At 39.7% G+C, this 20,228-nt stretch carries 14 protein-coding genes and 1 pseudogene; 1 reads left to right on the forward strand and 14 read right to left on the reverse strand.

What is annotated here, in order from left to right; genetic code table 11:
• The 9 genes from VIH09_RS13195 to VIH09_RS13235 form a co-directional block, all read right to left on the reverse strand.
• A partial coding sequence (locus VIH09_RS13195; protein WP_331581767.1) for a thiamine pyrophosphate-dependent enzyme occupies window positions 1–1,568 on the reverse strand: 1,568 nt, incomplete at its 3' end.
• A 186-nt stretch (window positions 1,569–1,754) separates the two neighbouring features.
• Window positions 1,755–4,502: an aminopeptidase gene (locus VIH09_RS13200; protein WP_331581769.1), complete on the reverse strand. Its 2,748-nt coding sequence runs from the start codon at window positions 4,500–4,502 to the stop codon at window positions 1,755–1,757.
• A gap of 188 nt (window positions 4,503–4,690) precedes the next feature.
• Window positions 4,691–5,419, reverse strand: coding sequence for a TIGR00730 family Rossman fold protein (locus VIH09_RS13205; RefSeq protein ID WP_331581771.1), 729 nt, complete (start codon window positions 5,417–5,419; stop codon window positions 4,691–4,693).
• 119 nt (window positions 5,420–5,538) lie between these two features.
• A complete protein-coding gene (gene uvrA / locus VIH09_RS13210) occupies window positions 5,539–8,370 on the reverse strand; it encodes an excinuclease ABC subunit UvrA (RefSeq protein ID WP_331581773.1) in 2,832 nt (943 codons plus the stop codon).
• A 330-nt stretch (window positions 8,371–8,700) separates the two neighbouring features.
• Window positions 8,701–10,485 (reverse strand): chloride channel protein, encoded by a 1,785-nt coding sequence (locus tag VIH09_RS13215; protein ID WP_331581775.1) that lies wholly within the window; start codon window positions 10,483–10,485, stop codon window positions 8,701–8,703.
• A gap of 35 nt (window positions 10,486–10,520) precedes the next feature.
• A complete protein-coding gene (locus VIH09_RS13220; RefSeq protein ID WP_331581777.1) occupies window positions 10,521–11,195 on the reverse strand; it encodes a DNA alkylation repair protein in 675 nt (224 codons plus the stop codon).
• A 4-nt stretch (window positions 11,196–11,199) separates the two neighbouring features.
• Window positions 11,200–12,882: a gamma-glutamyltransferase gene (ggt, locus tag VIH09_RS13225; protein WP_331581779.1), complete on the reverse strand. Its 1,683-nt coding sequence runs from the start codon at window positions 12,880–12,882 to the stop codon at window positions 11,200–11,202.
• A gap of 40 nt (window positions 12,883–12,922) precedes the next feature.
• Complete coding sequence (ggt, locus tag VIH09_RS13230; RefSeq protein ID WP_331581781.1) at window positions 12,923–14,608, reverse strand: gamma-glutamyltransferase; 1,686 nt, start codon at window positions 14,606–14,608, stop codon at window positions 12,923–12,925.
• 44 nt (window positions 14,609–14,652) lie between these two features.
• Window positions 14,653–15,240, reverse strand: coding sequence for an acyl carrier protein phosphodiesterase (locus VIH09_RS13235; RefSeq protein ID WP_331581783.1), 588 nt, complete (start codon window positions 15,238–15,240; stop codon window positions 14,653–14,655).
• Between the two features lie 97 nt (window positions 15,241–15,337).
• Here VIH09_RS13235 and glmM point away from each other — a divergent pair, with 97 nt between their 5' ends.
• Window positions 15,338–16,741: a phosphoglucosamine mutase gene (gene glmM, locus VIH09_RS13240; RefSeq protein ID WP_331581785.1), complete on the forward strand. Its 1,404-nt coding sequence runs from the start codon at window positions 15,338–15,340 to the stop codon at window positions 16,739–16,741.
• A 116-nt stretch (window positions 16,742–16,857) separates the two neighbouring features.
• Here the strand turns inward: glmM and VIH09_RS13245 are convergent, their stop codons facing one another.
• The 5 genes and pseudogenes from VIH09_RS13245 to VIH09_RS13265 all read right to left on the reverse strand — a co-directional run.
• Window positions 16,858–17,256 (reverse strand): DoxX family protein, encoded by a 399-nt coding sequence (locus VIH09_RS13245; protein ID WP_331581787.1) that lies wholly within the window; start codon window positions 17,254–17,256, stop codon window positions 16,858–16,860.
• Window positions 17,257–17,384: 128 nt separating this feature from the next.
• The gene (locus tag VIH09_RS13250) at window positions 17,385–17,630 is read right to left on the reverse strand and encodes a DUF1059 domain-containing protein (protein WP_331581789.1); all 246 of its coding nucleotides are present in this window, start codon (window positions 17,628–17,630) and stop codon (window positions 17,385–17,387) included.
• Between the two features lie 410 nt (window positions 17,631–18,040).
• The gene (locus VIH09_RS13255; RefSeq protein WP_331581791.1) at window positions 18,041–18,343 is read right to left on the reverse strand and encodes a hypothetical protein; all 303 of its coding nucleotides are present in this window, start codon (window positions 18,341–18,343) and stop codon (window positions 18,041–18,043) included.
• Between the two features lie 365 nt (window positions 18,344–18,708).
• Window positions 18,709–19,235 (reverse strand): annotated as a pseudogene (locus VIH09_RS13260) (DUF4256 domain-containing protein); the annotation flags it as partial.
• A 35-nt stretch (window positions 19,236–19,270) separates the two neighbouring features.
• Window positions 19,271–20,228: nitrilase-related carbon-nitrogen hydrolase (locus VIH09_RS13265; protein ID WP_331581793.1), on the reverse strand; the 958-nt coding region annotated here is incomplete at its 5' end.

A 20,228-nucleotide genomic window follows, 5' to 3' on the forward strand; every position in this document is an offset into this window, starting at 1 on the left:
CGAATGCCTACATCGGCAACACGCAGCTCACCATATTTTTCCTGCATTCCCTCTAAACCTTGGTTTACATCACCAATGTTTCCAGAATCTTCGCCAAAAATGAGTGCTTCAGGGTATTTTGTAAAAATGGCGTCAAAATTATCCCTCAAGATCATTCTGCCATCCGTATCTTCTTTGGCGTTTTCCGGGTATTGAGGTAATACTTGATTTACGGAAAAAACATTCTTATCGGAATCCGAATACAAATGGCTGCTGAATCTGTCTTGGCTTTTGTTTGTATATGATGTAATCCAGTTTGACAATTCTGCTTTTCCGTTTTCATTTATGACAAGGCGCAAGGTTTTGCGCGCTGCAACCAAAATTTCTTTTCTTATTGGGTCTTTTATGCCATTCAAATCAGTAGAAATTTTCAGGATGCTATCCTTGTTGTTGCTTGAATTGGCCAATTTATCTAATAAAGTAACAAGCTCTTTTTGTTCGGCAACGATTGGCTCTATAAATTCGCTCCAGGCTGCTTTTTTGCCTTCAAGAGCTACTTTTTTTGCATCTGAATCAATTTCGGCAATTTCTTCCGGAGATGCAATGTTTATTGCAATCATCCATAGTTTCATCTGCCTGATACAATCGTAATCCTTTTCCCAGGCAAGACGATCTCCGTCCTTATACCTTTCATGCGAACCCGAACTTGAATGCCCTTGTGGCTGGGTCAGTTCGTCAACGTGTATAAGTACCGGTACGTGGCTTTCGCGAGCAATAGCGGACGCCTTTTCATAGGTCGCTATCAAATCCGAATAATCCCAACCTTTCACTTTCAGTATTTCGAAACCATTAGTGTCCTTTTCCTTTTGGTATCCTTTTAAAATTTCAGAAATATTTTCTTTTGTGGTTTGATGTCTTGCATGAACTGAAATTCCGTAATCGTCATCCCAAACACTTATGATCATCGGTACTTGTAAAACACCGGCTGCATTTATAGTTTCAAAAAACAAACCTTCCGAGGTGCTTGCATTTCCAATGGTCCCCCACGCAACTTCATTTCCATCAACTGAAAAATTTGATTTTTCAGTTATTCCCGGAACCTGTCTGTATATTTTTGATGCTTGTGCAAGCCCCAGTAATCGAGGCATTTGTCCAGCCGTCGGAGAAATGTCGGCGCTTGAATTTTTTTGTTTGGTTAAGTTTTTCCAAGACCCGTCTTCATTCAAACTATGGGTGGCAAAATGACCTCCCATTTGCCTGCCCGCAGACATTGGTTCTTGTTCAATATTTGTATTGCCGTACAAACCGGCAAAAAACTGTTGTACTGTCAATTGACCGATCGCCATCATGAATGTTTGATCGCGATAATAACCGGAACGGAAGTCCCCGTTTTTGAAAAATTTTGCCATCGCTAACTGTGGAACTTCTTTTCCGTCTCCGAAAATTCCAAATTTAGCCTTACCGGTCAACACTTCCCTACGTCCCAAAAGACTGCATTCTCTACTTGTGATAGCAATCTTGTAGTCGTTCAAAACTTCGGTTTTAAAATCTTCGAATGTTAAAGTAGTATTGGTTTTTTCTTTTATCATAATTGAAAAGTATAACTTAGTGTGGCAAATTTAATTAAAAACTAGCGATTATCATAATTCATTGAAATAAATATAATTTAATTATTGGCAAGTAAATGACGTTAAAGATATTTATTTTTTAATTATTCATAATTAAATAGTTATTTTATTGTAAATAATTTATTTAAAACTAAGAATTAACTGCGATTAAAACCATTTTCGATTAAATAAATTGATTAATATTTTAGGCGACAAAGTGATTACAAACCGTATTTTTTCATTGTAATTTTTCTGACCAATTTCCCAGCCGTTAGAGGAGTAGACCGGCAAATACAATTCAAAATAGTCAGGAACTAAATTCAGACGGATGCCGCTGTCGTATAAAAATCGTGCCTTAAGCTGTTTATTTTTTATAAAACCTACATCCCCGTACACTTCTACCCAATTCCATATGTTATACCCCCCATTCAGAGTCGTGATCCACTGATTGGCATAGGGGCTGTTCAACTTCGACTTAAACCCACCCTCGGCAACGATCAGTTGTTGGCTAAAAAAGCCACTACTCTCAGAGCGTCCATAATAACTGTAGTCAAAAAGGTAATCGGTAGGCCGATCTAGAGCGAAGCTGAAAAAATCGGAATCGGTCTTGTTGTATATAAAAGCACCTGCATACAAACGTACATTGATTTGACGGTTGTTTTCGAAAAGTTTTCTATATTCCAATTCTGCCGCCAATTTCCCGAATTTTCCCGAAAATTGCATATCCGCCATAAAGCTTAAATGACCGGTAATCTCCGTGTTTGTGTTGAAATATTTCGCATTAAAAACCGAATAATTTTGAGCAAGATTGTCGGTCACGATTTCGCTCTTTTCTTTGTTCACCAATACTTGACGGACTAGGATTAGCTGCTTTCGGTTATCCCTGAAGTCATTTGGGCGAATTCTAAACTGAATCATGGGATTGATTTTTAGATAAGTCGCATCAGCCGCATAATGGAAATAGTTTCCGGAAAGCGAATATTTCATGTTGTACAGGGAGCCATTTCTATAATTTTGATTCACAACAAAAGCTGCGGAACCCGAGAATGTTTGCGCCTTCGTGGAGTAGGAGGGATTAACGTCAAAAATAAAGGGTTTGTCCAATATGGTCTTGTTGTGCAGCCTTAAACCTGGAGACAAACCATCGTACAAATTGTAAGTCAAGGTAGGAACATACAAAACCTGATTGTAATATGGATCTTCAAGGTCCTTCATAAAAACAAACTTTATGGGACGGTTGTTCGGAAAGAAACCTTTTAAGGATTTCCAGTTGTTTCTTAAATTATATTCGGGAACTTCATTTTTATAGTTTAAGACGATTTTGTCGGCAGCTTTTCTTTCCAAAGTAAAAACGCTACCTTTTACTGTTGGATTTAACCATTTTTTAAAGACGATTTCACCATTTTTGATCCCGTAAATGGGAACAGGTACTATCACGTTTGTTCTGTTTTTAATGGAAAAAGAAACGCTGTCTTTCGTTTTGGACACCTCTGAAAATTTGAAGTCAATGATGTCTCTTGAATTTATAACGGTGTTAAAAAACCAGCCAATGTCTTTATCGGTGTTTGATTTTAGCGCAGATTCAAAATCTACTCCGGAAAGCTGATTTTCTTTGTTTTTTGAGTAAAATTGGCGAATACTCTTAGTTACTAGATTCTTTCCAAGATAATCGTCGAGATATCTCAAGCTTAAACCTGCCCGATATTTACTGGCAATTTGTTCATTAAACTTGATGAGGGTGTTTTTGGGAGCGCCAAGGGGCTGGTCCAAATTCTTCCGAGCCATTAGCATATAGAAATAGCTGTAATGCTCGTTAAAGTCCAAGTTCGTCAAATTATAACTTTTCAGTAATTTGAAAGACGAAATGTTACCCAACATTTTAGTATTTGGATGATTTTCTTCAATGTATTTCATCATGGCAAATACTTGAATGCCATCATATATCCATGCATCTTTCCTGTTATCTAATCGCAAACTATTTTTTAAATAGCTGTTTAAATAGGTTTTAAGGAATTTAATTTCAAAAGTGAATTCATCCGAAAAAGGACTGATGAAGGAGGGCAGTTGATTCAATCCGTAAAAAGGATCACGATCATAATCAGCCTGGGAAACGACAATTTTATCAAACGGGTATTTTCCAATTAAATCATTCACAAAATGAACAATGCAGTCAACAGCTAAAGCTTGCTGCACGGTACTGATTTTCTCCTCTTTCAAATTGGTTATTACTTCAAGAGGCTTAATGTTGAAGCTGTTAAAACTGGATTTTGGTTCTATAAAAAGACTAAAATTTGTTCGGTTCTTTCCGGACAATGTGAAGATGGAATGATCTCCTTTTTGGACAAATCCCGTATTGTTTAAATCAGAAGTTACTTCAAGACCGTTTGCTAGTTTCAACTCTATGTCAAAATCCGAAACGCCGTTGGCGATATCATTTAGATTAGCATTGTTGTATTCTATGAAATCATGGTTTTCATATCGGGCGGGAGTGAGGTACCAGGTCTTTAGGTTCATTGCGCGATTGGCGTCATAGCCGTACTTCGTAAATTTGTCGCTGGGAACCTTGACAGTATAAGTAAGATGCAGTATTAATCTCTGATTGGGAGCCAGTTTATCCCTTAATTTGACGGTAATAATATCGGGAGTTTCCACGGCCCTTTCCCAGGTAAGGAATAATTTATTAGTATCAATTATCGTTAAATTGGTTGTGCTGCCACGTTCTTCTTCTTTTGCCAAATGGAAACCGCGATAAAACTCATCGGAAAATCTTTTGGCCAAGGAAGAATTGACATTGGAGTACGCATTATTCCAATCGTTCAGAACTATCGAACTCAAGGAATCACCGGATTCGTTAAAAAAAGTGATGTCCTGTTGAATATTCAATGTTTTAGAATCAGAATTCACTTCAACAAACATTTGGGAATGATGTTGAGCATATTGTTTTACTGAGGCCAATAAAAACATAAGGCAAACTGCAATTCTGTAAAAAGGTTTCAATCGTGGGTTCAAATTTATTACCGCACAATATACATTTATTTGGATTAAAAAGGGCTAATCATATCCTAAATTAGCACAAAATAAGCCGTTCAAAAAACGGCTTATTCTTAAAAATTTGGTTTTAAATTGTATTTTTTATAGAAGTTATCTAAGACTTCCACAACTTCATCTTCGGTATCGACAATTTTAATCAATTTCAAGTCATCTGCGCTGACCGTCATTTCCCGTTCTATCAATACCGTTTTAATCCACTCTATTAACCCTGACCAGAAGCTGGTTCCCACCAAAATAATTGGGAATCGGGCTATTTTTTTGGTTTGAATCAAGGTCATCGCCTCAAACAACTCATCCATGGTTCCAAAGCCACCGGGCATTACCACAAACCCTTGGGAATATTTTACAAACATTACTTTTCGAACAAAGAAATAATCGAAGTTCAAGTTTTTGTCCCCATCGATATAAGGATTGTAGTGCTGTTCGAAGGGCAAAACGATGTTTAATCCCACAGAGGTTCCGCCGCCCAAATGCGCACCTTTATTACCGGCTTCCATTATTCCCGGACCGCCACCAGTAATCACTCCGTAACCGGCTTTACTTATTTTGAAGGCAATACTTTCGGCAAGCAGATAATACTTGTCTTCGGGTTTTGTTCGTGCTGATCCAAAAATGGATACGCATGGACCTATTCGTCCCATGTTTTCGTAACCGTTTACAAACTCGGCCATGATTTTAAAAATGGCCCAACTGTCATTGGTGCGTATCTCGTTCCAAGTTTTTTGTTTTAATCGATCCTGGATTATTTTGTCCTCATCATTGTCGAAATCTTCTAATCTCATACTTTGTATTTTTTTTGCTATAGGTTTTTGTAGCTATTCCCGTTTTCCACTGTATCTTTTACTTGTTAAAGGAACAAGTAAAAGGATGCCGTTGCAACCGGGGCTAGTGCCCGAGGATACTAAAGTAACTCTTTTTTCAAAAACTGGGCAGTATAGCTTTTCTTATTTTTAATTATTTCTTCAGGGGTGCCCTTGGCAACCACTTGTCCACCCCCTTTTCCGCCTTCGGGACCGATGTCTATGATATAATCGGCCAGTTTGATCACGTCCATATTGTGTTCGATAATTAATATGGTATTGCCTTTGTCAACCAGTTTATTGATGACGCCCATCAAAACCCTAATGTCTTCAAAATGTAAACCGGTGGTGGGCTCGTCAAGAATATAGAAAGTGTTTCCCGTATCTCTTTTGGATAATTCGCCGGCCAATTTGATGCGTTGCGCTTCACCTCCCGAGAGGGTTGTGCTTTGTTGTCCCAAAGTGATATAACCCAAACCCACATCTTGTATGGTTTTTACCTTTCTGTAAATCTTCGGAATCATTTCAAAAAACGGAACCGCCTCATCGACCGTCATATTCAAAACATCTGAAATCGATTTTCCCTTGAATCGAATTTCCAATGTTTCCCTATTAAAACGCTTGCCTTGGCAGGTTTCGCATTCCACGTAAACATCAGGCAGAAAATTCATTTCGATTGTTCGCACACCCGATCCTTGACAAGTTTCGCAGCGCCCGCCTTTCACATTAAAACTGAAACGACCCGCTTTGTAGCCACGAATCATACTTTCGGAAGTCTTGGTGAACAGATTCCGGATTTCGGTAAATACCTCGGTATAGGTCGCCGGATTAGAACGCGGTGTGCGTCCTATCGGGCTTTGGTCTATATTGATCACCTTGTCAATAAGGTCCAAGCCTTCAATTTTTTTGTAGGGTTGTGGTTTTTTTACGCCATTAAAATAATAGGCATTCAAAATAGGGTAGAGCGTTCCATTTATCAAAGTCGATTTACCGCTACCGGAAACTCCAGTCACGCAAATCATTTTACCCAATGGCAATTCAATGGATACGTTTTTCAGGTTATTACCCGTGGCCCCGGTCAGTTTCATGAATTTGCCATTTCCTTCACGGCGTTTGGCCGGAATTTCGATTTTCATTTCCCCGTTAAGGTACATTGCCGTCATGGTATGTGTAGCCAGCATTTCGGTTGGCGTTCCCTGGCTGATAATTTCGCCGCCAAATTTTCCCGCTTTTGGGCCAATGTCAATGACGTAATCGGCGCGCTCAATCATGTCTTTATCGTGTTCGACCACGATAACTGAATTGCCTATATCGCGTAATTGCTCTAAGGAGTGAATTAATTTATCGTTGTCTCTTTGGTGTAAACCAATGCTGGGTTCATCCAGGATATAAAGTACTCCAACCAGTTGGGACCCAATTTGCGTAGCCAATCTAATGCGCTGCGCCTCCCCACCCGAAAGGGATTTTGAGCTTCGGCTTAGCGCCAAATATTCCAGCCCTACATTCATCAGAAAGTTCAACCGATCGTTTATTTCTTTGATAACTTCAGTCGCGATACGCTTTTGCTTATCTGACAAATGACTGTCTAAATCGCGGAACCAGGCAGTCAAATCAGAGATATCCATATCGCATAATTCCGAAATGTTTTGTTCGTTAATTTTGAAGAACATCGCCTCTTTTTTCAGACGGGAGCCTTCGCAAACCGGACAATCAATTTCGTCCATGAATTCCTTCGCCCAGCGTTTGATTGTTGTGGAACCACTTTCGTCATGCTGGTTTTTTATGAAATGAGAAATGCCTTCGAAATCAATTTTGTAGTCGCGGGCCACCCCTAAATCTTTGGAGTTTATCGTGAACTTTTCTTTCCCGCCGTTCAGAATCATTTCCATGGCTTCCTCCGGGATTTTTTCTATCGGATCGGTGAGTTTGAACCCATATTTTTCCCCAATGATTTCCATTTGCTTGAAAATCCAAGAAGACTTATATTCCCCCAAAGGCGCAAAACCACCGTTTTTGATTGATAATTTCGGATTTGGAATGATTTTTTTGATGTTGATTTCGTTCACCGTTCCCAGACCGTTGCAATGGTCACAAGCCCCTTTTGGGGAATTGAAAGAAAACAAATTGGGCTCCGGATTTTGATAGGATATTCCGGTTGTTGGACACATGAGGTTTCTGCTGAAATACCGAACTTCATTAGAGTCCTGGTCCAAGACCATTAATACATTTTCGCCGTGATGCATCGCAGTATTGATACTTTCGCTCAAACGCTTTTCATTATCTGGAGTCGATTCAATCACCATTCGATCGACAACAATCTCAATATCATGGGTTTTATAACGGTCCAGTTTCATTCCAGTTGTAATATCTCGTACTTCGCCATTCACGCGTACCTTTAAAAATCCTTGTTTGGCGATTTGCTGGAACAATTCCCCATAATGTCCTTTTCTGGCTCTAATGACAGGTGCCAAAATATTGATACGTTTGTTGCTGAAATCTTGGGTAATCAGGTCTTTAATTTGTTCGTCAGAGTAACTGACCATTTTTTCCCCGGTATTGTAACTGTAAGCGTCGGCGGCACGGGCATAAAGCAGTCTGAGGAAATCATATATTTCTGTAATGGTTCCAACTGTGGAGCGGGGACTTTTGCTTGTTGTTTTTTGTTCAATCGCTATAACCGGCGAAAGCCCGTCTATTTTGTCCACATCCGGACGCTCCAAGCCTCCGAGAAACTGTCTGGCATAAGCCGAAAATGTTTCCACGTATCTGCGCTGCCCTTCGGCGTAAATGGTGTCGAACGCTAACGATGATTTCCCCGAACCCGAAAGGCCGGTAATAACCACCAGTTTTTCGCGAGGAATGGAGATGTCTATATTTTTAAGGTTGTGAACACGAGCCCCTTGAACGTCAATGGTATTGTCTTTGTCTAACATAATTTTGAAAAAAGCAAAGTTACCATTTTGATTTATTCTTTCAATATAACAGCTTAGAAGTTTATGTTAAATTCGGAGATAAAAACGCCCTCCGAAAGTTAGCGTTTTCCTTCCGAGCACTGATATAGTTTTCTAAGGCTTCCCTGGTGGTACGCCATTCTATAAAAAGGCTTTCCTTGATTTTATTCAATGTGGTATTGGCAAAGGTCTGCTGGACTGCGATCAAATGTTGTTTGAAATTCTCCTTTATAGTTTAGGTATATCTTTCACATAAAAAAAAGATACCGCTAATATCGAACATTTGTCAAGCTTAAAGTATCCGATATTAGATTATTCTATAGTCATCGATTTAAGTTTGGTACGATAGGCCTCAAGAGCAACAGATTTTGAGATAAAACCGAAATATTTTTCATCTTTTATCACCGGAAGGAATGCCACTTTTGAGCGCTCAAACTTGTTCATTACCGTTTCCATACTATTAAATGGGTAAATTATTTCAGTGGGCTCTGCCATGATATTCTTAACCAAAGTGTATTTAACCCTATAAGTGTTGAATATGATTTCCCTTATATTGTTGAAATGAACAATACCCAACAAATGCTTGTCTTTGTCGACAACCGCAAAAATAACCTGATTAGAATGTGATATCAAATCGACGAGCTTTTCGAGATTCTCATCTGGCGAAACGGTTAAATAATCTGTTTGGATAATGGAAGTGGTATCCAATGTCGAAAGTACGTTGGTGTCTTTATTACTTGTGAAGGCATGGCCTTTTTGAACCAGATCTTTCACATCCATGGAGTGTTTTTCAAATCGCTTCGAAATTGCGAAGCTGATTGAGGCAACTAGCATCAATGGCAGCATCAAGCTATAGCCACCAGTAATTTCGGCAATAAGGAAAATGGCCGTTAGCGGCGCATGAAACAATCCGCTCAAAATACCGGCCATACCTACCATCGTGAAATTGCTGACAGGTAACTGGGTTAGCCCTGATAAGTTAAGTGCTTTAGAAAAGAAATAACCAAGATAGGATCCCAAAAATAGAGCGGGGGCAAAGTTACCTCCATTTCCTCCAGCCCCAAGAGTGATTCCGGTAGCAAAAACTTTCAACATCATCGTCAGTCCCACAAACCCCAAAAGTACCCAAGAGTTGTCCCTGAAACCGCTGAAAAGCGTGTTTTCTAATAATTTTCCGGGATCACTGTCTGACAATACTTTGATGCTTTCATAACCTTCGCCAAATAATGTTGGAAAAATAAAAATAAGGATAGCTAGAATTGAGGCCCCGAACAGCGCTTTTTTGTAAGGATTCAACTTAAGTTTGTGAAAAAAGTGCTCCGTTCTTTGAAAATAACGGGTGTAATAAACAGATATGAAACCGGTTAATATTCCCAAGAGGATATAAAACGGTATTTTATGATAGTCAAAAACTTGTTGCTGTCTGAAATTTAAGAGTATGGTTTCGTCCAATACGATTTCAGAGACTAAGGCCCCCGTCGCAGCGGCAATCATAATTGGAGTAAATGCAGAAATGCTGACATCGACTAGCAAAAATTCAACCGCAAACAACACTCCCGCAATTGGCGCGTTAAAAGCCGCCGCAATTCCTGCAGCAACCCCACAACCTATGAGAAGCGTCCGGTCCTTGTAGCTTAGTTTGTATTTTTGGGCATAATTAGATCCAAAGGCGGCTCCGGTAACCACAAGAGGACTCTCTAAACCCGCAGATCCCCCTAGCCCTACAGTTAGGGAACTGGTGATGATGTGGGCGTACATTTGCTTTTTTGGAATAATGCTAGCTTTCTTGGCAACGGAATATAAAATTTGTGAAGTGCCTTTTTCGATAGTGCCGCCCAAGACCTTCTTTATAACAAAAACTGTCAATAAAAGCCCTGCGATAGGTAAGATACTGTTTATAAAACTTAATTTTAAAATTCCATTGATGTAGGTGGCGAAAGAAAAAACCCAGTGGGCAAAAGTTTTTAAAACAATTACTGCAAATGCCGAACTAATACCAACTAACACACTGGATAAGAAAATAAATTGCTTTTCTGTCAACATGGATTGGGCCCATGCAATTATAGTTTCTAATTTAGAAATAAACTTTTTGAACATTTATTTTTTTTTGAAAGTGCTAATTTACTATTAATTTAGGCATTACTTAAGTTTTTTAACGCTTCTTTTCTGCTCAAAGGTTTTAAGTTATTGGCAGCAACAAATTCCTTAACTGCCTCTGGATTTGTTTTGGTATATTCGCGTAAAGCCCAACCAATTGCTTTTTGAATAAAAAATTCTGAGGAATCTTGATGTTGTTGGCAAATCTTTTTCAGTAATTCGAAATCCGTCTTGTCCTTATACCCTAGTTGAAATAAAATGGCACTTCTGTTCAGCCACATATTATCTGAATTGGAAAATTCAGAAATGGTGATCTCAATTGATTTTGGATATTGCAGTAAATATTGACCCAGAATGTATTTAGATATAGTGTCAACAGTATCCCACCACGAATTTACGGTGATTAATTTTCGAACCAGTTCAATATCTTCCGGCAGGTATTTCCCCTTGAGTTCTTTTATCAGAATTTCAATGGCGCAATAATGAAATTCCCTGTGTTTTTTTTCAAATAAAAGAACCGCTAATGCTCTTGGATTAGCGGTAACTTCGATTTTGTTTTCTTTCCAAATTCCTTTTAAAAGATGCCTTCTTTCAGTTGTTTTTATCCCAAAGAAATCAAACTTGTTTTTCATGTATTTTGCCATCGCAAAAGCATTTTCGGGATTGCTGTTTTCTTGAAAAGCGTTTTCTAGTTCTCTAATAACCCCCATAATGTTAAAATCCTACTGCTTTATCGTCTCCTCTAAAGTCAGCGCCGCCTTCCAGTTTTCCATTGGGAAGCGCTAAAATCGCATCTACCTTGCCGATAACGGGAGTCGTTTTTTCACTGATCAAATAGCCTTTGGCTTTTAGGGTTTTTAATGTTTCAGCATCAAATGCATTTGGTTCGAAAGTGATTATATCCGGTAGCCATTGGTGGTGAAAACGGGGCGCATTTACAGCTTGCTGCATGCTCAATTGGTATTCATAAACATTCAAAATTGTTTGTAGTACTGAAGTTATTATAGTAGAACCTCCCGGAGATCCAACGGACATAAATAATTTTCCGTTTTTTTCAACAATGGTTGGTGTCATGGAGCTCAACATTCTTTTTTCGGGAGCAATGCTGTTAGCTTCATTTCCAACCAATCCAAACATATTGGGTACTCCCGGTTTTGAACTGAAATCGTCCATTTCATTATTCAACATAAATCCCAATTCGTCACAATAATATTTAGAACCATATCCCGCGTTAAGTGTTGTAGTTGCCGAAACCGCATTCCCAAACTGATCCACAATAGAGTAGTGCGTAGTTTCCATGCTTTCGTTGTAGTTTACTTTTCCTTCTTTGACGTCAGAGGAAAGAGTTGCTTTGTCAAAATTGAAACTGCTCATTCTTTGTTTCAGATAAGTATCGTCCATCAATGCTTTCAAAGGAATTTTTACAAAATCGGGGTCGCCTAAAAAATAACTGCGATCTGCATAGGCTCTTCTTTCGGCCTCTACGATAACTTGAATGGCAGATGCTGAATTGTGACCCATTTTTGACAAATCGTACGGTTCGATCATTTTCATGATTTGCGCCAAACAAATACCGCCGCTACTGGGAGGTGCCATCGAGATGATATTCAAATCTTTATATTTAAAAGTAATTGGATTTCGCCATTGGGCTTCGTATTTCTCCAAATCTGCCATAGTAATGATAGCTCCTTTTTCTTTTAAATAGGCCACCAGTATTTTGGCAGTTTCCCCTTTATAAAATTCATCCCTGCCATTTTTGGAAATCCGTCTCAATGTATTTGCCAAGGCTGGATATTTTATGATATCTTTTTCTTTATACACCTTCGAAAGAACAGAGTTTTCTCCGTTGATTTTTGTCAGCTCTTCTCGGTATTCGTTTAGACGCTCCGCTTGTTTTTGAGTGACAGTAACGCCACGTTCCGCCAATTGAATTACTGGTTTCAATATTTCTTCCATAGGCAAAGAGCCTAGTTTTTTGTGTACTGCAAAAACCCCTGCAACAGTTCCGGGAATTCCTATAGCTAAAGGAGTTTTTGTACTTTTTCCCGGAACAACGTTTCCCTCTTTATCAAGGAACATATCCTTCGTTGCAGCTAATGGTGCTTTCTCGCGATAGTCTAAGGTTCCTGTTTCTCCATTTGCTTTTCTGTAGACCATAAAACCGCCGCCGCCAAGATTTCCCGCGTAAGGATAAGCGACGGCTAGTGCCAATTCTGTGGCCACCATGGCGTCAAATGCATTTCCGCCTTTTTTCATTATTTCCGCTCCAATCTTTGACGCTTCTTCTCGTGCCGAAACGACCATTGCTTTATTGGCAAAGAGCCCCGTCGGTTGGACTGTATTTTGAGTCTTGCAGCCGAAGCAAAGTACGCTAAGTAGAACAATAATTTTTTTCATACTGGGGATTTATTTTTTTGAAATTGACTAAGAATAGATTTTAGAAACCAACCGCTATATTGTCTTCTCTCTTATCAGCGCCGCCTTCTAGTTTTCCATTTGGCAAGACTAAAATAGCGTCTACCTGACCAATGATTTCTTTGTCTGTTTCATTGACTTTGTATCCTTTTTCTTTTACCTTTTCCAAAAGTTCCTTGTCAAAGGAATTGGGTTCAAATATGATCTCATCCGGCAGCCATTGATGGTGAAAACGGGGCGCATTAACTGCTTCTTGCATGCTCATGTTGTATTCATAAACATTCAAAATGGTTTGCAATACAGATGTAATGATAGTAGAGCCGCCCGGAGTTCCGACGACCATGAATAGTTTTTTGTCTTTTTCCACTATGGTTGGCGTCATGGAACTCAACATTCTCTTTCCCGGCGCTATGCTGTTGGCTTCAGTACCGGTAAGACCATAAAGATTAGGAACACCGGGTTTAGCGCTAAAATCATCCATTTGGTTGTTTAGAAAAAAGCCTAATTCGTCGCAGTATATTTTAGAACCATAGTTGTCATTTAACGTCGTCGTGGCAGAAACCGCATTTCCTTGAGAATCCACGATGGAATAATGAGTGGTTTGTTTGCTCTCGTATCCTGGGATTTTTCCTTTTCCGATTTCGGAAGATTTTGAGGCTTTTTCGAATGAAAAATCGCTCATTCTGTTTCTGATATAAGTGGAATCCAATAGTTCTTTTACGGGAAGCTTAACAAAATCTGGATCACCCAAGAAAGAGTTCCTGTCCGCATAAGCTCTTCGTTCTGCTTCCGTGATCACCTGAATCGTTTTCAGACTGTTGTGTCCCATCGTGGCAATGTCAAAAGGCTCGATCATTTTCATGATTTGGTTCAAACAGATTCCGCCGCTGCTGGGAGGCGACATCGATGTGATTTTTAATTCTTTGTATGTAAAAGTGATTGGAGCCCTCCATTTGGCTTCGTATGTATTCAAATCCTTAATTGTCATATTGCCGCCTTTTCTATTTAAAAAAGCAATCAATTTTTCAGCGGTTTCCCCTTTGTAAAACTCGTCACGCCCGTTGTCAGATATCCGCTGTAAAGTATTTGCCAACGCAAGGTATTTAATGGTGTCACCTGCTTTGTATGCTGCCGAAAACAAACTATTTGGGCCGTTGGTTTTGATAAAAGTGGATCTGTAATCGGATAAGCTTTTCGCTTGAAATTCGGTCACGACAACCCCTTTTTTTGCTAATGCGATTACCGGAGCTAGAATTTCTGCAATGGGTAAAGAACCATATTTTTTATGAACCGCAAACAAACCGGCAAGGGTTCCAGGAACGCCAGATGCAAATGCGGTTGCGGTGCTTTTACCCTCGATTACATTCTCGTCTTTGTCCAGAAACATATTTTTGGATGCTGCTAGCGGCGCTTTTTCCCTATAATCAAGCGCACCGGTTTCTCCATTGGCTTTTCTGAAAACCATAAAACCACCTCCGCCTATGTTTCCTGCTCGAGGATAGCAAACGGCCAAAGCCAGTTCCGTTGCGACCATGGCATCAAAAGCGTTTCCGCCTTTTTTCATAATGGCAACACCTATTTCAGAAGCCTCCTGGCGGGCCGAAACGACCATCGCTTTATCGGTCACCAAACCAGTCGGAGCAATTACTTTTTCATTCGATTTGCAGCCTAGAATAGTTAGTGATAGCAGTAGTATTATTTTTTTCATGGTTGAAATTGGTTTGGTTTTTCAGTATTGGTTCATTACAAAATTTATTGCAAAGACATCAATTTTTCGTTGGCATGTTTTCTTAAATCTTCAAAAAACTCCGTGAATTCTTTTTCGAATTCCCGATAAAATGCTTGCAGTTCTTCGCTAGAAAAACGCATTTTAGATTCGTTTTTGGTTCGATGATCCATTTGGGTTAAAATCCTATCAATTCCGTCGACCGTTTGATAGCTCAGCAACCAGTTGGATTTGATCATATAAGGCATCATACCGATGGTTCTTTCGGTGAGGATTGCTTTATTGGCATCCAACGATTGGTAAAACCGCTGTATGTATTCTTCCAGATTTTCACTGGAGTAGGTCGTCCAATTTTTTGCCAGGAAATGATCATAAAAAACATCAACAATTACACCCGCGTAATGATGGTATCTCGTGTGTAATTTTTTGGTGCTTTGTCTAAAAACGGGATGCGCATCGGTATAGCTGTCTATGGCTCTATGAAGGACAATTCCTTTTTGGACATCAGCGGGGAAATTCTCGAAATGTTTCCCCCTAATTCCATCGGCCATAAAATTGCCGATTTTGATTAAATCATTATCGCCGGAAAGATAAATGTGTGCTAAAAAATTCATTCGCCTAATTTATGAATTCTAATTGACTTTTTTAATCAGTCAATTATTATATTTGTGGAAATTAAAAAGGAATAACCCATTATTTAAAAAGAGAAGAATGACTTTAATAAAATCAATATCAGGAATCCGCGGAACAATAGGAGGTAAAGTAGGGGATAACCTCACGCCGGTTGATGCCGTAAAATTTGCTTCGGCATATGGGACATGGCTAAAAAACAGCACGGCTTCCAGAAGCAATGCCGATCACAAATTAAAAGTGGTGGTAGGTCGTGATGCCCGTATTTCTGGCCCCATGATTCATAATCTGGTAGTAAATACCTTGATAGGATTAGGAATTGATGTTATTGATTTAGGTTTGTCTACAACTCCTACTGTAGAAATCGCGGTTCCTTTGGAGAAAGCTGATGGAGGGATAATCCTTACCGCTTCGCACAATCCAAAACAATGGAACGCATTAAAGCTATTGAATGGAAAAGGGGAGTTTTTGAACGGTGTTGAAGGGGAAAAAATCCTTGTCATCGCCGAAGCCGAAGCGTTTGATTTTTCGGATGTGGATAGTCTAGGGGAAATCACCGAAAATGACGCCTACATGGACATTCATATCGACGAAGTATTGAACTTGCCTCTAGTGGATGTTGATGCGGTAAAAGCCGCGAAATTCAAAGTGGTTGTTGATGGAGTGAATTCCTCCGGAGGGATTATCATCCCCAAATTACTTGAATTGATGGGAGTGGAAGTGGTAAAATTATACTGCGAGCCTAACGGTCATTTCCCCCACAATCCCGAACCTTTGAAAGAACATTTGACTGACATTTCGGAATTGGTAGTAAAAGAAAAGGCAGATTTAGGAGTTGTAGTTGATCCTGATGTGGACCGTTTGGCTTTCATTTGTGAAGACGGTGAAATGTTTGGAGAGGAATATACTCTTGTGGCTTGCGCTGATTATGTGTTGGGCAAAACTGCCGGAAATACAGTTTCTAATATGTCATCTTCCCGTGCTTTGCGTGATGTGACAAACGCTCATAACGGAACCTACGAAGCAAGCGCTGTGGGGGAAGTGAATGTGGTTGATTTGATGAAAAAAAATAATGCAATCATTGGCGGGGAAGGAAACGGTGGAATCATCTATCCGGAATCACACTATGGTCGTGATAGTTTGGTAGGGGTAGCCTTGTTTTTGACTCATTTGGCAAACAAAAAAATGACGGTTTCTGCTTTGCGCGCTTCCTACCCGGAATACTACATGAGCAAAAACAAGATAGAATTGACACCACAAATTGATGTTGACGCCATCCTTGTCGCAATGACCGAAAAATACAAAAATGAAGATATCACGACAATTGACGGAGTAAAAATTGATTTCGCTAACGAATGGGTGCATTTAAGAAAATCGAATACGGAACCAATTATTCGTATTTATACAGAGGCGCCCTCACAAGCGCAAGCGGATACTTTGGCGTTGCGCATTATTGATGAAATAAAGGCAGTAGCCGGAATTTAAAACCGCAGTTTTCTAAATATAAAACCCTTTCAAATTTGATTTTGAAAGGGTTTCCGTTTTTAGTCCTAAAATCTAACGACCTTCGTTAAAAAAATAGTACTTTAATTTGTCTTAGTTTAGTCCCATTTATTTGCATGTGAAACTGCTAATTTCCCACTGCCGGTAAAGAATAAAGAAAGGGCTCCCAGCAGGTATAAACCTAACAATTCCAATTGCCAACCACCATTCTCGTTTAATGAAAATAAATCTCCCGAGTGCACCAGTACGGCAGCAAACAATAAACCAAAAACATATACCGCAGATGCTAATCTGGTTCTGTATCCGACAAGGATGAGAAGGGGCGCGATGATTTCGGTGATATAAACACCGTAGGCCAGGAATGAGGGCAGACCTTTTTCATCCAACATACCTTCAATGAAAGAGACGCCTCCCAGTTTAGCGATTCCGTGAAATAACATCAATGTTCCTACCGCAATACGAAGGATTAATAACCCCAGATCAGTGTTCTTATTCATGATTTTTAATAATTGGTTACTGTTAGTTTTTTTAAAATAATGGGAAGTCCAATTGGCGCTTTTTCACCAATCAACTTCATTGTTTAACCTTGTCATTTGCCCGCGTTGTTATTCTTTATTTTCGGATCTTATTGGATGTCATCATGGCGCAGACATTCGAATGTTTTTCTTTTGTTCTCGTACCATGCATTCATACCTTCCGGGAAATGCATTAGCTCTTGCATTTCTCTCATTGCTTTAATATGTGCTTCGTCACCTTTTTGAATCATTTCCATAGCGTGTTTTCTGCTCAATTCGATCATCTCCTCTATAGTGTCAGCATGAAATTCCATATCGCATGCCCCACCAAGTTGTCTACAAGTCATTGTTTTCATAAATGTCGGTTTTAATGAATACGCGGCTAAATACTTGGATTTACGATAAAGTAAACACGTATTATAGGCGTTATTCTGCGTTATTTATTATTAGTTTGATGGTAAATATAAAGGAATTAAACTACAATTATATTGGTTTTTAAAAAAAGTGTTTAGAAAGGAATGAATGATATTGTGTTTTAGAAAACTGCCGTTAAATATTTTGTAAACGAGACAAATCTGGCGGTCGGGACATCTTTTGACATGGATATCAACGATGTGACGACAATTATTTTTGAAGTTCTGTTTGGACTTTTGGAATGCAAATGCAAAGGTAAGAATTAAAGCCAGGGTAGTTTCTGTAAATATCCAAACCCTCCCAAATGCTTGTTTTGAAAGGGTTTTAATTTTAAAAATACTTTTGGTCTGGATTATTTCGGTGATTGGGCATTATTATATTCATAATGTAGTGGGGAAATAACCGGTTTAGGTTCTTTGACACCATGTTTGTTAAGAATTGGCATCAGTGCTTGCCCAAATTCATTGAACTTTTCGGCACTTTCCCAAACATCCACTACTTTGAGTCCTTTATCGGTTGGGGCACCGGCGTGATGAATCAGACCTTTTGGGTTTTGATGTCCAGTTGCACGAAGATCATTCCAAATTTGATCGTATTCCTTTACTGTCATTCCGGGAAAATCAAATTGTACCATAACTTTGTTCTTGTTTTCCATTTTGTAGTTATTTTATTTTCTACTCGTTTGGCTTTTCGATAACGCCCCGTTTTTATGATGGTTTCTGGTCTCCATTTTTTATTAAATAATATTTCATTTTCAGAAGAAGCGAATCTTTATGGAAACTGATTTTAAGGCCAATTATAGTGGATGGGCAACTCGTTTTGGCATTCTGTTAAAAAAAGAATCAGTAAATGACTATAGTAAAAATACAAATATTAAAACCGTAAAATACTAAATAACAGTTAAATAGAGTTAAAAATACCAAATAAAGAAATAGGGCTAAGGATTTCCAAAGGAAAATTTTGATAAAGAACAGAAGAGGTAAGATTTTGAAGACAAGCAGTGATACAGATCCAGCTATCGTAATAAGATTCGGCACCGTTATGATATACAAAGACGGTGTCATAGCGTCTATCGCAAAACAGTGCCCCGCCTAATTTTCTAATCTCGGAGGGTGTTTTCACCCAGCTCGAGCTTTTAGTGTCGAAATGTCCAAGTTTCTGCAACTCGCGATATTGTTGTTCCGTTAAGAGTTAGATGTCCATGGCAGCTGCCATGTCAATGGCATTGTTTTGCGGTTTGTTGTTTTTTCTCGATTCCATTGCTTCCCGATCGTAACAAACACTTCTTCGCCCTTTAGGACTTTCCGCTGAACAATCATAAAATTGATATTCATCCGTTTTTCATCATAACCTACAACATCTGGTTCCCCGCCGGTTCTTTCCATTTCATTGAGGGACCATAGTTTTTGGGCATAGGCTTCCAGCTTTAGTTGTATATTGGATCAGTCAAGACCCCTACGGCGGTAGCTGTTTTTCTCAAAACGAGTTTCTAATGTTTTGCACAATTCTTTACTTTGTTCGGCTGAGAGCTTCTCTTTATTTTTCATTGATACGATGAATTATTTTAAATGTAGTTAATTAATTAACTTGAGGATGCAAATTTTCTTGGTTGACGAAGGATCAGTACGAGAACCAGAATGGTGAAGGCGAGTGCGAGCAGTGGTATGACTTCGCCTGTCTTTGTATACAGGGTTGGCACCCGCGCGCCACGCATGGCAACAACAAATACGCCATCGCCCGTGCCTTGCCATGGCAAACTGCCAAGAATCCGGCCGTATTGATCGCATGCTATCGATGTTGACGCGCGCACGGGGCGAATCATTGGCAGCCCGGCTGCGACCGTATTCATGCGAGCCATCAGGGCATGTTGGGGATCTATTCCACGCCAGTCTGACGACGGTATGAGCGCAAATTCGGCGCCGTCATTTGCATTGTCATAGGCAATTTCCGGAAAGGAGTAGTCATAGCAGATTCCTCCTGAGAATTTGATTCCGTCAAATGAAATCACTCGAGCATGAGCATGTCCTGCATCATGGGGGTCCACGGGAACAGGGTGCCGCTTCACGTATTCATCAGCCATCGTCCCATCAGGAAGGTAAATGCGATACTTGTTGGCATAGTAAAAAGGATGGGTAGACACAACGACGCCATATGCCATACAGAGTAAAATATTTTTCTTCATAGCCAATTCCCGTGCGCGTGACACCAGTACCTCTTCTCCGGGTGCTGTTACGACTGTGGCAACTTCGTTCCAAACGATGACCTTGGCGCCGAGTTCGGCAGCTTTTTCCGTTCGGGCAAACAATTCGTTGTCTAGTCGTCGGAGTGTATCTGCATTTTCATACGCACTACGAAAATCGGTATGGGTAACGGGCGAAATAATGCCGCCCACACGTATCATTTTTCCGGGTGCCGTGCTCGACAAACGGAACTGCCCATACAACAGCGAACAAAGCAATATAAGTCCGAAGGCTATGATGTCTTTTCGCACGGTCTTGATACCCGAACTCCACGCAGCGGCGGCCAAACCGGAGCCGAGG

Source organism: Flavobacterium sp., from assembly GCF_036515215.1.
Classification (GTDB): Bacteria; Bacteroidota; Bacteroidia; order Flavobacteriales; family Flavobacteriaceae; genus Flavobacterium.

Excerpts from the sequence above, each read along its gene's own strand:
- VIH09_RS13255 (WP_331581791.1), bottom strand. The coding sequence starts at position 18,343 with ATGGAAAACAAGAACAAAGTTATGGTACAATTTGATTTTCCCGGAATG.
- VIH09_RS13205 (WP_331581771.1), bottom strand. The coding sequence starts at position 5,419 with ATGAGATTAGAAGATTTCGACAATGATGAGGACAAAATAATCCAGGAT.
- VIH09_RS13245 (WP_331581787.1), bottom strand. The coding sequence starts at position 17,256 with ATGAATAAGAACACTGATCTGGGGTTATTAATCCTTCGTATTGCGGTA.
- uvrA (WP_331581773.1), bottom strand. The coding sequence starts at position 8,370 with ATGTTAGACAAAGACAATACCATTGACGTTCAAGGGGCTCGTGTTCAC.
- glmM (WP_331581785.1), top strand. The coding sequence starts at position 15,338 with ATGACTTTAATAAAATCAATATCAGGAATCCGCGGAACAATAGGAGGT.
- VIH09_RS13235 (WP_331581783.1), bottom strand. The coding sequence starts at position 15,240 with ATGAATTTTTTAGCACACATTTATCTTTCCGGCGATAATGATTTAATC.
- ggt (WP_331581781.1), bottom strand. The coding sequence starts at position 14,608 with ATGAAAAAAATAATACTACTGCTATCACTAACTATTCTAGGCTGCAAA.
- ggt (WP_331581779.1), bottom strand. The coding sequence starts at position 12,882 with ATGAAAAAAATTATTGTTCTACTTAGCGTACTTTGCTTCGGCTGCAAG.
- VIH09_RS13250 (WP_331581789.1), bottom strand. The coding sequence starts at position 17,630 with ATGAAAACAATGACTTGTAGACAACTTGGTGGGGCATGCGATATGGAA.
- VIH09_RS13200 (WP_331581769.1), bottom strand. The coding sequence starts at position 4,502 with ATGTTTGTTGAAGTGAATTCTGATTCTAAAACATTGAATATTCAACAG.
- VIH09_RS13215 (WP_331581775.1), bottom strand. The coding sequence starts at position 10,485 with ATGTTCAAAAAGTTTATTTCTAAATTAGAAACTATAATTGCATGGGCC.
- VIH09_RS13220 (WP_331581777.1), bottom strand. The coding sequence starts at position 11,195 with ATGGGGGTTATTAGAGAACTAGAAAACGCTTTTCAAGAAAACAGCAAT.